12 protein-coding genes are annotated in these 12,976 nt (G+C 61.4%); 9 read left to right on the top strand and 3 right to left on the bottom strand.

The genetic code is table 11. From position 1 onward, the window contains the following. Positions 1-74 precede the first annotated feature (74 nt). From OLZ32_RS09790 to lpxK, 5 genes are all read left to right on the top strand, one after another. Positions 75-884 (top strand): 3'(2'),5'-bisphosphate nucleotidase CysQ, encoded by an 810-nt coding sequence (locus OLZ32_RS09790; RefSeq protein ID WP_264420776.1) that lies wholly within the window; start codon positions 75-77, stop codon positions 882-884. Positions 885-945: 61 nt separating this feature from the next. Then, entirely contained in the window at positions 946-1,191 is a 246-nt protein-coding gene (locus OLZ32_RS09795) for a DUF4170 domain-containing protein (protein WP_003545820.1), read from the top strand. 173 nt (positions 1,192-1,364) lie between these two features. Beyond that, positions 1,365-2,684: a lipid IV(A) 3-deoxy-D-manno-octulosonic acid transferase gene (waaA, locus tag OLZ32_RS09800; RefSeq protein ID WP_264420778.1), complete on the top strand. Its 1,320-nt coding sequence runs from the start codon at positions 1,365-1,367 to the stop codon at positions 2,682-2,684. 9 nt (positions 2,685-2,693) lie between these two features. Further along, a complete protein-coding gene (locus tag OLZ32_RS09805) occupies positions 2,694-3,416 on the top strand; it encodes an HAD family hydrolase (RefSeq protein WP_003545823.1) in 723 nt (240 codons plus the stop codon). A 92-nt stretch (positions 3,417-3,508) separates the two neighbouring features. Continuing rightward, positions 3,509-4,582, top strand: coding sequence for a tetraacyldisaccharide 4'-kinase (gene lpxK, locus OLZ32_RS09810; protein ID WP_264420780.1), 1,074 nt, complete (start codon positions 3,509-3,511; stop codon positions 4,580-4,582). A 319-nt stretch (positions 4,583-4,901) separates the two neighbouring features. Here lpxK and OLZ32_RS09815 read toward each other — a convergent pair whose 3' ends face one another. Beyond that, complete coding sequence (locus tag OLZ32_RS09815; RefSeq protein ID WP_003545827.1) at positions 4,902-5,789, bottom strand: GntR family transcriptional regulator; 888 nt, start codon at positions 5,787-5,789, stop codon at positions 4,902-4,904. A 99-nt stretch (positions 5,790-5,888) separates the two neighbouring features. On the opposite strand from OLZ32_RS09815, the gene OLZ32_RS09820 reads away from it, so the two are divergent. The 3 genes from OLZ32_RS09820 to OLZ32_RS09830 all read left to right on the top strand — a co-directional run bounded on the left by OLZ32_RS09820 (position 5,889) and on the right by OLZ32_RS09830 (position 8,704). Further along, entirely contained in the window at positions 5,889-6,947 is a 1,059-nt protein-coding gene (locus OLZ32_RS09820) for an ABC transporter permease (protein WP_264397021.1), read from the top strand. Continuing rightward, positions 6,944-7,708: an ATP-binding cassette domain-containing protein gene (locus OLZ32_RS09825; protein WP_003545829.1), complete on the top strand. Its 765-nt coding sequence runs from the start codon at positions 6,944-6,946 to the stop codon at positions 7,706-7,708. The genes OLZ32_RS09820 and OLZ32_RS09825 overlap by 4 nt, the downstream gene beginning before the upstream one ends. A gap of 78 nt (positions 7,709-7,786) precedes the next feature. Beyond that, positions 7,787-8,704: a sugar ABC transporter substrate-binding protein gene (locus OLZ32_RS09830; RefSeq protein ID WP_003545831.1), complete on the top strand. Its 918-nt coding sequence runs from the start codon at positions 7,787-7,789 to the stop codon at positions 8,702-8,704. Between the two features lie 202 nt (positions 8,705-8,906). Here OLZ32_RS09830 and OLZ32_RS09835 read toward each other — a convergent pair whose 3' ends face one another. Both OLZ32_RS09835 and mutL read right to left on the bottom strand, forming a co-directional pair. After that, positions 8,907-9,137, bottom strand: coding sequence for a DUF2093 domain-containing protein (locus tag OLZ32_RS09835; RefSeq protein WP_003545832.1), 231 nt, complete (start codon positions 9,135-9,137; stop codon positions 8,907-8,909). 67 nt (positions 9,138-9,204) lie between these two features. Next, positions 9,205-11,007, bottom strand: a complete 1,803-nt coding sequence (gene mutL, locus OLZ32_RS09840) for a DNA mismatch repair endonuclease MutL (RefSeq protein ID WP_264397024.1) — start codon at positions 11,005-11,007, stop codon at positions 9,205-9,207. 183 nt (positions 11,008-11,190) lie between these two features. On the opposite strand from mutL, the gene OLZ32_RS09845 reads away from it, so the two are divergent. Then, a complete protein-coding gene (locus OLZ32_RS09845; protein ID WP_264420783.1) occupies positions 11,191-12,912 on the top strand; it encodes a response regulator in 1,722 nt (573 codons plus the stop codon). The last annotated feature ends 64 nt before the right edge of the window (positions 12,913-12,976 follow it).

Consider the following 12,976-nt stretch of genomic DNA (forward strand, 5'->3'; position numbering starts at 1 on the left):
CATGATGCCGAAAAGTGTGCGCGGTTTTCGGACGACATCATGCTCCAACTGTAGTTCAGAAATGGATTGATCTGATGAGCGACATGGAGAAAGCCCGCTGGCAGAGCGATCTCACGCTGATCGCCGATGCTGCGAGAGAGGCGGGCGCCGTCGCTTTCGGCTTCTTCAACCAGTCTCCCGAGGTCTGGTGGAAGAACGAGGACCGGTCTCCCGTCAGCGCCGCCGATTTCGCCGCCAACAAGACGCTCGAGACCATCCTGCGCAAGGCCCGGCCGGATTATGGCTGGCTGTCGGAAGAAACCGACGACGATGCCGACCGTCTCTCGCGCGAGACGCTGTTCATCATCGATCCGATCGACGGGACGCGCGCCTTCCTCGGCGGGCAGAAGGTCTGGTGCGTCAGCGTCGCGGTGGTTCATCGCGGCCGACCGGTCGCCGGTGTGCTCTATGCCCCGGCGCTCGAAGAGCTCTATGAGGCGGTCGAGGGCGGCGTGGCGCTGAAGAACGGCGTCCCCTTCACCGTCTCGGCGGCCGGACCGGAAGAGATGAGCCGCCTTGCGATCGGCGACGACCTGCTGAAGACCTTTCCGCCGGAGTTCCGCTACCGGGTGACGCGCGAGAAATACATTCCCTCGCTCGCCTATCGCATCGCCATGGTGGCGGACGGTCGTCTCGAAGGCACCTTCGTCAAGGGCAATTCACATGATTGGGACCTTGCGGCTGCCGATCTGATCCTTACCTGCGCCGGCGGCCGCCTCGTCGATGTCGAAGGCAGGCCGATCGTCTACAACCGCACTGAGGTCACCCACAAGGTCCTCTGCGCGGCGCCAACGCCCCGCCTCGAGGAATTCCTCACGGCCTTTGCGGGACGACGAGACAGTTGACGTTTCCGTCAAAATCCCGCAGATGGGTGGCGGAGGAGAATAGGCAGAAAGAGAAGAAAAAATGACTGATTCCGGTGACAAGAAGCAGCTTCTGCATCTCGTTTTTGGCGGCGAACTGGAAAGCCTCGATGACGTCCAGTTCCGTGACCTGCAGGGTCTCGATATCGTCGGCATTTTCCCGGATTATGCCACGGCGCTGACGGCCTGGAAGTCGAAGGCGCAGCAGACGGTCGACAATGCGCATATGCGCTACTTCATCGTCCACATGCATCGTTTGCTCGATCCGCAGGAAAAGCCCAAGGGCTGAGCTTAGCAAGTGCCGCCGGCCGGCCGCTCGTCGAGCGGGGCTTTGCTGGATGGCGCGCGCCCGTCGATCCGGATTGTTTGACGCATTCTGAACAAATTAATCGGCCATTGCGGCCGCAACGATAATTAGGGAATGGGTTTGATGTCGATCGGTTTTGATCGGAGGCTGGCGCGATGAGTTCCCGGATGGCGCGGTTCAGTCTGAGCGCATACCGTCTGGCGGGAACCGTGGCCTCTCCAGTCGTCGGCCTCTATATCACTTACCGCACGGCCAAGGGCAAGGAAGACCGGGCTCGCCGCCTGGAACGCTTCGGCTATCCGAGCGCCAACCGGCCGCAGGGCCCGCTTATCTGGTTCCATGCCGCAAGCGTCGGTGAAACCAACGCCGTCATCCCGCTGATCCGCGAAATCCGCCGCCGCGACATTCATGTCATCCTGACGACCGGCACCATCACCTCGGCCAAGCTCGCCGCCGAGCGCCTCGGCCAGGAAGCGATCCATCAATATGTGCCGCTCGACCTGAAACCCTCCGTCAGCCGCTTCCTCGATTACTGGCAGCCCGATTGCGCCATCATCGCCGAATCCGAGATCTGGCCGGCAACGGTTCTGGAGCTCGGCCGCCGCCGCATTCCGCAGATCCTGATCAATGCCCGCATGTCGGACCGCTCCTTTGCCCGCTGGCGCCGCCGCCCGGCGATCGCCGAAGCCTTGTTCGAGAATCTTGCCCTCGTCATCGCCCAGTCGGATGTCGATGCCGAGCGTTTCCGCGATCTCGGCGCCGTCCCCGTCATCACCTCGGGCAATCTGAAGGTCGATACCGACGCGCCGCCTTACGACAGCGCTGTCTTCGCCCGCTACAAGAAGCAGATCGGCGAGCGCAAGACCTGGGCGGCGATCTCGACCTTCGACGGCGAGGAGAATGCCGCCGCCATCGTTCACCGCGCACTCAGGGAGCGTGACCATCAATTGACGATCATCGTGCCGCGCCATCCCGAGCGCAGCGACGAGATCGAGGCAGCGCTCGTCAAGCAGGGGCTGAAGGTCGCCCGCCGCACCCGCGACGATGTCTTGTCGGCCGATGTCGATATCTTCCTCGGTGATACAATCGGCGAAATGGGCCTTTATCTCCGCCTGACGGAAATCGCCTTCGTCGGCCGTTCGCTCTTTGCCGAAGGCGGCCAGAACCCGCTGGAGCCCGCCATGCTCGGCTGCGCCATTCTCTCCGGCGGCCATGTGCAGAATTTCCGCGATGCCTATCAGAAGCTTGCCCGCAGCGGCAGCGCCCGCATGGTGCGCGATACCGAAATGCTGGCCAAGGGCGTGCATTATCTGCTGATCAACGACGAGGCCCGCCGCAACATGATCGAGGCCGGCATCACCGCCGTGCACGAGATGCGCGGCGCGCTGACGGCGACGGTAAAGGGGCTGGAACCCTATATCAATCCGCTGACGGTGAAGGCGCGGCTGCTGCCCAAGGCCGTGGCCCAGGTCTGAGGAGCGAAGATGTCGGCAGCGTCCCCTATCAAAGGCATTCTCTTCGACAAGGACGGCACGCTGCTCGATTATGACGAGAGCTGGCTACCGGTCAATCGCGAGCTTGCCCGCATCGCCGCCAAAGGGGATGAGCTTCTCGCCAACCGGCTGCTTTCGGCCTGCGGCATGGATCCGGTGAACGGCCATATCGTTCCCGACAGCCTGCTTGCCGCCGGCAATACCCGCCAGATCGCCGAGGGTCTCGTTGCCGCGGGCTCGATGGTCGATGTCGGCGAACTGACGATCCGCCTCGACGATCTGTTTTCCAGTGCTGCCGAATTTTCCGTGCCGGTGACCGACCTCGCCGGCTTCTTCGCGCGGCTGCATCGGCGCGGCTTCAAGCTCGGTGTCGCCTCCAGCGACAATGAGCGGTCGATCCGCCAGACGGCGGAACGCTTCGGTTTTGCCCGCTATATCGATTACATCGCCGGCTATGACAGCGGTTTCGGTGTCAAGCCGGAGCCGGGCATGGTGCTCGGCTTCTGCGCTGCGACCGGTCTTTCGCCTGAAGAGGTCGCCATGGTCGGCGACAACAACCACGATCTGCACATGGGTCTGAATGCCGGCACCGGCCTGAGGATCGCGGTGCTGACCGGCACCGGTTCGCGGGAGACGCTTGCCGCCGCGGCCGATCATGTGCTCGACGATATCACCGCCATCGAGACCCTGCTACCGGACCTGCAGCCGGCCTGACGGGTAAGGGCTTGCATTTTTTCAGGTTTTGGCTTCTCAATCCGGCCGGGAAACGAAAATTCTGTGGCCGGGCAGGGGAGCGGGACGGCAAGATGATATCCGAAGCGCCACCGTTCTGGTGGAGGAAAGCCGATTGGCGGGCCTGGCTGCTGCTGCCGCTTTCATTTCTCTATGGCCGTATCGCCGGCCACCGCATGGCCCATGCGCGCCGCGCCTCCGTTCCCATTCCGGTCATCTGCGTCGGCAATTTCACCGTCGGCGGCGCCGGCAAGACGCCGACGGCGCTGACGATCGCTCGCGCCGCCAAGGCGAAAGGGCTGAAGCCCGGCTTTCTCAGCAGGGGTTACGGCGGCTCGCTCGATGTGACGACCGTCGTCGACCCCGATCATCACCGCGCGATTGCCGTCGGCGACGAGCCCTTGCTGCTTGCCCAGGAAGCGCTGACGGTGATTTCCCGCCGGCGCGTTGAAGGGGCTCAGCGCCTGGTGGCGGAGGGCGCCGATCTCATCATCATGGATGACGGTTTCCAGAGTGCCCGGCTGGCGATCGACTATGCCCTGCTCGTCATCGACGCGACGCGTGGCCTCGGCAACGGTCATATCGTTCCGGGTGGCCCGGTCCGCGCGCCGATCCGCCAGCAGCTGCGTTCTGCGACCGCTTTGCTGAAGGTCGGTGGCGGCAATGCCGCCGACAGGATCGTCCGCATGGCGGCGCGCGCGGCAAAGCCCTATTTCACCGCATCGCTGAAAGTCCGCGGCGACAATACGCTGGCCGGCACGAAGGTGCTCGCCTTCGCCGGCATCGCCGATCCCGCCAAATTCTTTCGCACCGTTGAATCCCGCGGCGCCGAGATCGTCGTCGCCAAGTCCTTCGGCGACCACGAGCATCTGACCGAGGAGGAGATCGACGACATCCTGACGACCGCCGAGCGTCAAGGTCTCCTGATCGTCACCACCTCCAAGGATTTCGTCCGCCTCTCCGGCCATCACGGCAAGGCGGCGCGGCTCGTCGAAAAGAGCCAGGTGATCGAGGTCGACATGGTCTTCGAGGATCACCTCGCCACCAGCCTCATCATCGACCGGGCGATCGCCGCTTGCCGCGAACGGCGGCTGCGGGAGATGAAGGCCGGGGTTAAAGCGATTCCAGCAAAGGCTGAACCGCTGTAGAGCCTTTCCGGGTTAGATTGAAGCATTCTGTTGGCTCAAACGGAGTCGGATGGTCGACCGGCCGGCGCGTGTCGTAGCCCGGCTCTACGGCCAAGCCGGCCGGTCGATCAGCCGGCCCGTTTCAGCCAACCCGAAGGGCCGGGCATCTTCCCGCCAGGATCAAAGGCGATCGGCTCGGACGTACCAAGGGGTATGCCCTTCGCCAATCGCCTCTGCCCTGACGAAAACCTGCTCCGGCAGAATGCTTCAATCAAACCCGGAAAGGCTCTAGCAGGCTGCTGCAAAATGCCTCGTTCTGCGCACATCTGTACATGCAACGCTATGACGCGATCGAGTGAAGCAAAGTCTCGCGGGCGGAAGTCAGATGCAACCGGCATGCGCGATCGATCAGGGCGATATTGCGGCTTTCGAGAGCTTCGATCAGGGCGAGATGCTCCCTGATGGCGACCTCATTCCGCGCGCGTTCATCACGCTTGTTCCACTGATAGTGATAGTGGAAAACCATGGTTATCACGTCTTGGAAGCTTTCGATAAAGCGGTTTGGCGCGACTGCGGTAATCAGCCGGTGGAAACGGCTGTCCAGCTCCGAGAAATCCTGAAACCGAGCATCGATGTCCGCGAGCAGTTCCAAATGTGCCGCCCGCATAGATTGGATCTGTTTCCAGACGGGCGACCCGTCGGGCAGGGCAGCGAAAAGCCGTGCGGAGCGCATTTCGAACATCTCTCTGATCTCAAACAGTTCGAGTGCGAAACTGGCTGTGAACCCTTTAAAAACCCAGCCTGCATTCTGACGCTTCTCGATCAGCCCATATTTCTGAAATCGATTGAGAAACTCACGGACAATCGTTGTCGCGACGCCGAATTTCCGAGCTAATTCCGCCTCATTGATTTCCGTGCCCGGACAGGCATCACCGCGCAGCATCCATTCCATGAAGCTCGTCTCGACCTGTTCCGAAATTGCCAAGGTCTCTTCCTGCGGATAGCGCTCTTTCTGCCGTGGCTGCTCACGTATGATCCGCCTGTGCGCTTCAGATATGATGATCCCACGTGCGGACATCCCCGCCAGCACCTTCCGCACCGTTGTTCTGCTCACGCCAAGCTGGGTGCGCAGTGCATTTTCGGACGGCAATTCCGCCCCAAGATCGAGAGTCCGAATGATATCGATCATATCATTGAATGCCCGCTTGAAAGTCGTATCCGTTCTCATCGCGCAACCCCAGGTATGATTAGATATCCATAAAAAACAATTTGACGCACGTGTATCATATGTTTCTTATGTATAAAAAACGAGGGAGGCTAGGGGAATTTGGAAGACTCCGGGATTCTGCCTCAGAATTCGTCCCGGCCTGGTGGTTCGCAAGATGCAACCTTCCAGCCAAGACAATCCGGCATCACATTCGGACTGAAGCTATTGAGCCTCGGCCCTCTATTGATCCTGATTATGCTCATCGCCGTCGTCAGTTTGATCACGCCGGCTTTTCTAAAGCCGATTAACCTGGGGAACATCCTGGCGCAGACAGCAGTGATTGCTGTTGTAGCAATGGGGCAGCAACTCGTTATCCTGACGCGCGGCATCGACCTGTCTGTAGGCTCGAATCTTGCACTAGCAACAGTCATCGGCGGACTTGTCTACCAGCAGGTTGATTCCTCGATCGTCGTCATTATGGCCATGCTGCTTGCCGGCGCAGCTATCGGTGCGGTCAACGGCCTGGTCTTTGTCTATGGCCGGCTGCCACACCCCTTTATCATTACACTTGCGACCTTGAGTATCTGCCGCGGCCTGGCACTTGCATTGGCGCCCGGCCACACCACCATGCGCGGGATGCCCGATGCAGTGACTGCAATCGGCGGCGGTACGACGCTTGGTGTGCCCAATTCCTTCTTTGCCGTTGCGATGTTCGGGCTTCTTTTTCTGATCCTGACGAAGTCGATGGTCTTTGGCCGATGGATTTATGCGGTCGGCGGCGCGCCGAATGCCGCCAGAAGCATGGGTATCCCGGTAAAGGGCGTTCTGCTCGCAACCTACATTATTTGCGGCTTTTGTGCAGGTGTCGGCGCGGTGCTGCTCGCAGGACGGACCGCCGCCGCCTCGCCAATCTACGGCAATCTTTTGGAACTCGACACGATTGCTGCGGTGATTATCGGGGGCGCCAGCTTCCTTGGCGGACGAGGCCATCTCGGCCACGCCCTGATTGGCGCCGTGCTGATCGGCGTCATCCGCAACGCCCTTAACCTTCTCGGCGTCGACGTGTTCTTTCAAATGATCGCGATTGGGCTCGTCATCGTCATCGCCGTAGAGGCTGACGTGCTTCGTAACCATCTTGAGGCGCGCGCGCGTGTGCTTCAATCGGCGAGAGTGCAATGAACCCTGCATCCACCACACCGGCACTTTCGGTTCGAAACGCCCAGAAGCGCTTTGGCGCCATCCATGCCCTGAAAAATGTAAGCTTTGATGCCTATGTAGGTGAGGTAACCGCTCTCTTGGGTGACAACGGCGCCGGCAAGTCGACGCTCGTCAAATGCATTAGCGGGCTTCATAGCCTCGACGAAGGAGAGATCCTCGTGGATGGTGCGCCCGTATCGCTCCATTCAACGGCGGCCGCCCGCCGCGCCGGTATTGAAACCGTCTATCAGGATCTGGCGCTTTTCGACAACCTGACCCCGGTACAGAATTTCTATTGCGGACGAGAAATCTCTTTCCCCTCCTGGCTGCCGCGTCCGCTCCGCTTCCTCAACACGGGCGCGATGAAGCGGGAGGCAGCAAGTGTCATCGATCGCTTGAAGGTTAAGCTGCCGAGATTCGACGCGCCGGTCGCGCTGATGTCTGGGGGACAGCGACAGGCGATCGCCGTCGCACGCGCCATTGTTTTTGCGCGCAAGCTGGTGGTCCTTGACGAACCAACGGCCGCCCTCGGGCTTCGCGAGTCTCGCCAGGTTCTTGACCTTATCCATCAGCTCAAGGCCGACGGCAATGCCGTGATCATCATCACGCACAATATGGAGCATGTCGTCGAAATCGCCGATCGGGCGGTTGTGCTGCGGCAGGGGCGCAAGGTGGGTGAACTGAAGCCGACTGAAGCGAACAAGCAGGACCTTGTCGCGATGATTGTCGGCGCCGAGGCTTAAGGGAGATCGCTGCTTCGTTGGGGCAGCGGACAACGAGATCGCTCTAGAGGAGGGCGGTCGAAACATGGGAGGTCTATCATGAAACCGCAATCCCTGCTGGGAGCTCTTGCGCTCCTGGCCGTCGCTGTAGTCCCGGCCCTGGCGCAGGAGCCGGTCAAGCTCGGCTTTATAACCAAATTCCCTGTACCGTTCTTCGCAACAATGGAGAACGCCGCCAAAGATTATGCGAAGAGAAATCCCGGCGTCGAGATCATCTACGGGCAGGGTACGTCCGCAACCGACATCGAGGGCCAGATTGCACAGATCGAGTCCATGATGACACGAGGCGTGCAGGGTATTGCCCTCACGCCCGTCGATCCCACCGTGTCCACTGCGCTGGACAAGGCGGTGGCGGCCGGTATCAAGGTCGTACTGATGGATAACAATATTCCGGATTGGAAAGGCAGGACGGCGCTTGCCACGACCGATAATTTCGCCGCGGGCAAAATCGCAGGGGAATATCTCAAGACTGTTCTTCATGCCGGCGATACGCTCGGGATTCTCGAGGGCGTGCCCGGTGTGCCAGCGCTTGATGACCGTGTGACGGGAATGCTTGAAGGGCTGAAGGGACTTGATGTCAAGATCGTCGGGAAAGGCGCAACAAACTGCACCGAGGAGCTCGGGATCAGTGTCGCCGAGGATCTGCTGACGAAGAACCCAGACCTCAAGGCCATTTATGCCGCTTGCGGCCCGCCCGCTGCTGGCGCGGCGCGCGCAATCAAGAACGCTGGCACTGCCAATGACAAGATTGTGCTGGTCGGTTTCGACTTCTGCTGCGGCGAAGAGGAAGCGCTGAAGAGTGGAGTCGAGGATGCGTCGGTGGCGCAGTTCCCCACCAAGATGGCAGAACTCGGTGTGGATGCGCTGGTAAAATCGATTCGCGGAGAGAAGGTTGAGTCTTTGATCGATTCCGGCGCTGCGCTGGTGACGCCAGAGAATATGGCGAAATTCAAGTGAACCGTTGCCCCGGTGGGATCGGATCACGCAAACGGCCCGTCCTTCGTGGGCGGGTCGGACGTGTGTGCCCAGATTTCAATCTTCAATCAGGACGGCCGGCACGTCTTCAACAAAGCCTTGGCTGATCGTTATCGATGGTGAGGGGGCGGCGCTCAGAGCATGAGGCCGAAAAGTGTGAGCGGTTTTCGGACGACATCCTGTTCTAGCGCCGCTGGTTCGGCAGCACACCGGCGCGTTTGTCGGCATCGATGGCCGAGATCACGTCGGCATAGGGTTCCTGCCGGGCGACGCTCCAGTAGCGTAATTCGTCGAGCGGGATCTGTTTCCCCGTCATCGCGCAGACGACATAGGAGCCGGGCGAGAGAATCTGGAAATCGCCATCGAGATACCGGATCTTCGCCTCGCGGTTTCCGTGCCCTTCGAACAAATTCATGCGCTCCGTTCCCTGCAGTCTGTCATCTGTTTGCCATACTCCCGAAAGGCTTGCTTTTCCAGCTTTTTTAGCTTCTGCCGAAAAGCCGCTCGATATCGCTGAGCTTCAATTCGATATAGGTCGGCCGGCCGTGATTGCACTGGCCGGAGCCGGGCGTCACTTCCATTTCCCGCAGCAGCGCGTTCATTTCCTCCGGCCGCAGCCGCCGTCCGGAGCGCACCGACCCGTGGCAGGCCATGGTTGCTGCCACATATTCGAGCTTGGCCGATAGGCCCGATGCCGTGTCCCACTCGGCGATCTCGTCGGCCAGCTGGCGGATCAGCCCATGCGCATCGACCTCGCCGAGCATCGCCGGCGTCTCGCGCACGGCAATCGCGCCTGGGCCGAAACGCTCGATCGCCAGGCCGAGTTCGGAAAGTTCGGCCGCATGCTGCATCAGCCGGTCGCAATCCTCTTCCGGAATGTCGACGATCTCGGGGATGAGCAGCACCTGCGAGGCCAGCCGCTTCGAATGCAGCGCCTTGCGCATCGCCTCGAAGACCAGCCGCTCGTGTGCTGCATGCTGGTCGACGATGACGAGCCCGTCCTCGGTCTGGGCGACGATGTAGTTTGCGTGGATCTGCGCCCGCGCCGCGCCGAGCGGATACCGCGCGGTCGGTTCGGCGGCTGCCGGCTGCGGCGAAAACTGCGGCTCGGCCCGCGCCGTCGGCATCGAAAGTCCGTCGAAGGACGCCTGTGGCCGCTCGCCGAAACCCGTTGTCGGCTGATACGGCCGGGAGGGCGACGTTTCGGCCGACCATGCCGTCTGCGGCCGCTGGCTATTCGGCTGGAAGCCGGGTCGGAAGGAGCGCAGCATGTCGCTCGCGCCGGTCGTTGCCGCCCGGCTGCCGTCGCGCGCCAAGGCCTCGCGGATGGCGCCGACGATCAGGCCGCGCACCAGGCCAGGATCGCGGAACCGCACGTCGGATTTTGCCGGATGCACGTTGACGTCGACGAGAGCGGGATCGAGCGCGATCGACAGCACTGCCACCGGATAGCGTCCGGATGGGATCGTCTCGGCATAGGCGCCGCGGATCGCCGAGAGGATCAGCTTGTCCTGCACCGGCCGGCCGTTGACGAAGGCATATTGATGGGCGGAGTTGCCGCGATTGAAGGTCGGCACGCCGGCAAAGCCGGTAAGCGCGATCTCTTCGCGCATTGCGTCGAGCGCAATGGCATTGTCGCGGAACTCCTTGCCGAGCACCTGCGCCATGCGCGCCAGATGGTCGTCACCGGTCGCCGGAAATTCCAGCGTCGTGCGGTCTGAGCCCGACAGCACGAAGCGCACGGCGGGAAAGGCGATCGCCATGCGCTTGACGATTTCGGTGATGGCGCCGGCCTCGGCCTTTTCCGTCTTCAGGAATTTGAGCCGGGCGGGTGTGGCGAAGAACAGGTCGCGCACTTCGACGATCGTCCCGGGATTGGCGGCGGCCGGGCGCAGATGCGCGATCTTGCCGCCGGCAACGGCGATCTCGTGGCCGCCGGCGCTGTCGCGTCTGCGGCTTGCGATGCTGAGCCTGGCGACCGAGCCGATCGAGGGCAGCGCCTCGCCGCGGAAGCCGAGCGTGCGGATATCCTCGAGCGTCTCCGAGATCTTCGAGGTGCAGTGGCGCCTGACCGCCAGTTCCAGATCGACCGCGTCCATGCCCGAGCCGTTGTCGCTGACGCGCAGCAGCGCCTTGCCGCCGCCTGATGTGGCGATTTCGATGCGCGTCGCGCCCGCGTCGAGCGCGTTTTCGATCAGTTCCTTGGCAGCGCTCGCCGGCCGTTCGATGACTTCGCCGGCGGCGATCTGGTTGATGAGCGTTTCGGAAAGCTGTCTGATGGCCATGGGCTATTTTCGGGGATTCGCGGGCCGGAGGGAAGGGGTTTCGACAGGCTTTCCCGAAACGTGATCCGGGGATCCCCCAAATTTGGGAATAGGTAATGTTAAGCCGGTTTTAACATAAAAATGGCATTTCTAATCACATACCTCCGGAAGCTGCGAAATCGAACAGATGTGGGACGCAATAGAATGAGTGCCGGCTTCGAAAAGGCGGACACATCATCAGAAATCGATGGGGCTCCCGCCGAGGCCGATCTGCAGACGGCGCTTTTCGATGTGGTGTGCGACAGCCTTTCGGCAGCTTTCATCATCTACGACAAAAACGATCATCTGATCTTCGCAAGCCGCCAGATACTCGAATTCTTTCCGCTGCCTGCCGAGATGCTGAAGCCGGGCACGCGGCTTCGCGATTTCCTCGGTGCGATGTACGACACGGGCATTCGCCAGCAGTATGATGTCAGGCAGGGCGGCTCGCCGAGCCGCGAGGACTGGCTGTCGCAGAAAATCGCCTCGCATTGGCGTGAACGCTTCGACGCCGTCGAGCGCCACGGCGCCGACCGCTGGGTTCGCTTCGTCAAGCGCAGGCTGCCGGGCGGTTACGGCGTCAGCATCATCTCCGACATTTCCGAGAACAAGAAGCGCGAAGAGCAGTGGCGCTCCGATCTGGAGCGGGTGCAGCTCACCGAGGACATTCTCGACAATCTGCCGTTCCCGCTGTTCGTCAAGGATCGCAACCTCACCTATGTCGCGGTGAATCTCGCCTTCTGCGAGAAATATCAGACGAGCGCCGACGAGGTGCTCGGGCGCAAGAGCAGTGATCTTTTTTCAGAAGAGATCGCCAAGCGCTTCGAGGAAAGCGACCGCCATGTGCTGGAGACCGGCGAGATGTCCGTCTCCCGCCAGCGGCAGATCTCCCGCGACGGCATCGAGCGCGATATCGTCAGCCGCAAGCACCGCATCGGCAAGCCTGGCCGCTATTTCCTGGTATCGACCATGCAGGACCTGCCACGCGACGGCGCCGATCTCGACGAGTTCGGCCAAGCATCCGCGATCACCGCCTCCAGCAATCAAAGCTATCGCCGGGCCTATGTGCCGGTGCCAAGCGCCATCGCACGGCGCGAGCCGGCGGCGATGGAAGCGATCGTTCCGGAGAATTTCTCCGGCCGCAAAGTCCTCGTCGTCACGGCCGACCTCGCCGCCGAGACCGCCGCGCTGCGGACGCTGACGAAATACGGCTTCGAATCCTGCGCGGTCCGCGGCGAGGACGAAGAGGAGCGGTTCCTGGAAATCGCCACCTCCTCCGGCATCTCGCTCGATCTTCTGATCATCGACAACCAGATGGGCATGCGTTGCCTCGAGCTTGCCGAGCAATACGGCATCCCGGCGCTCGTCATGGACGGTTTCCAGATCGCCAACGAGCTCACCTTCCAGATCGCCCGCCATTTCAATCGCAACAGCCGCAGCGCCGCCGGTTCGGATGCGGATTGGGAAATCAGCATTTCCGACGATACGATCGGTCTGCAGGTTCTCGTCGCCGAAGACAACGATATCAATCAGATCGTCTTTTCGCAGATCCTCGAAGGTCTCGGCTACCGCCACATGCTTGCGGCGACCGGCGACGAGGCCGTGCGCCTCTGGGCCGAGCACCGGCCGCAGATCGTGCTGATGGATATTTCCCTGCCGGGCTTCAACGGCTTCGAGGCCGCGCGCCTCATCCGGCAGATGGAGGAAACCGGCGGCGGCATCCGCACCCCGATCATCGGCGTGCTCACCCAGGCCTTCGAGCGCGACCGCGCCGAATGCGTCAAATCAGGCATGGATGACGTCATCATGAAACCCGTCAGCCCTGACATGCTGGAGACTATATTTCAGAAATACCTAATGAATGAGGTCATGCGGGCGCGAAACTGAAGCATGTCGCGCAAACGTGTGCAGGCGCCAAAATACCCGTCAACTCCCTAGATTTTGGGGAGGT

It is taken from the genome of Rhizobium acaciae (genome assembly GCF_025941625.1).
In the GTDB taxonomy this organism is placed as follows: domain Bacteria; phylum Pseudomonadota; class Alphaproteobacteria; order Rhizobiales; family Rhizobiaceae; genus Rhizobium; species Rhizobium acaciae.

What these genes read in the sequence shown, in the direction of transcription:
- OLZ32_RS09790 (WP_264420776.1), top strand. Translation starts at nt 75, where the DNA reads ATGAGCGACATGGAGAAAGCCCGCTGGCAGAGCGATCTCACGCTGATC.
- OLZ32_RS09795 (WP_003545820.1), top strand. Translation starts at nt 946, where the DNA reads ATGACTGATTCCGGTGACAAGAAGCAGCTTCTGCATCTCGTTTTTGGC.
- waaA (WP_264420778.1), top strand. Translation starts at nt 1,365, where the DNA reads ATGAGTTCCCGGATGGCGCGGTTCAGTCTGAGCGCATACCGTCTGGCG.
- OLZ32_RS09805 (WP_003545823.1), top strand. Translation starts at nt 2,694, where the DNA reads ATGTCGGCAGCGTCCCCTATCAAAGGCATTCTCTTCGACAAGGACGGC.
- lpxK (WP_264420780.1), top strand. Translation starts at nt 3,509, where the DNA reads ATGATATCCGAAGCGCCACCGTTCTGGTGGAGGAAAGCCGATTGGCGG.
- OLZ32_RS09815 (WP_003545827.1), bottom strand. Translation starts at nt 5,789, where the DNA reads ATGAGAACGGATACGACTTTCAAGCGGGCATTCAATGATATGATCGAT.
- OLZ32_RS09825 (WP_003545829.1), top strand. Translation starts at nt 6,944, where the DNA reads ATGAACCCTGCATCCACCACACCGGCACTTTCGGTTCGAAACGCCCAG.
- OLZ32_RS09830 (WP_003545831.1), top strand. Translation starts at nt 7,787, where the DNA reads ATGAAACCGCAATCCCTGCTGGGAGCTCTTGCGCTCCTGGCCGTCGCT.
- OLZ32_RS09835 (WP_003545832.1), bottom strand. Translation starts at nt 9,137, where the DNA reads ATGAATTTGTTCGAAGGGCACGGAAACCGCGAGGCGAAGATCCGGTAT.
- mutL (WP_264397024.1), bottom strand. Translation starts at nt 11,007, where the DNA reads ATGGCCATCAGACAGCTTTCCGAAACGCTCATCAACCAGATCGCCGCC.
- OLZ32_RS09845 (WP_264420783.1), top strand. Translation starts at nt 11,191, where the DNA reads ATGAGTGCCGGCTTCGAAAAGGCGGACACATCATCAGAAATCGATGGG.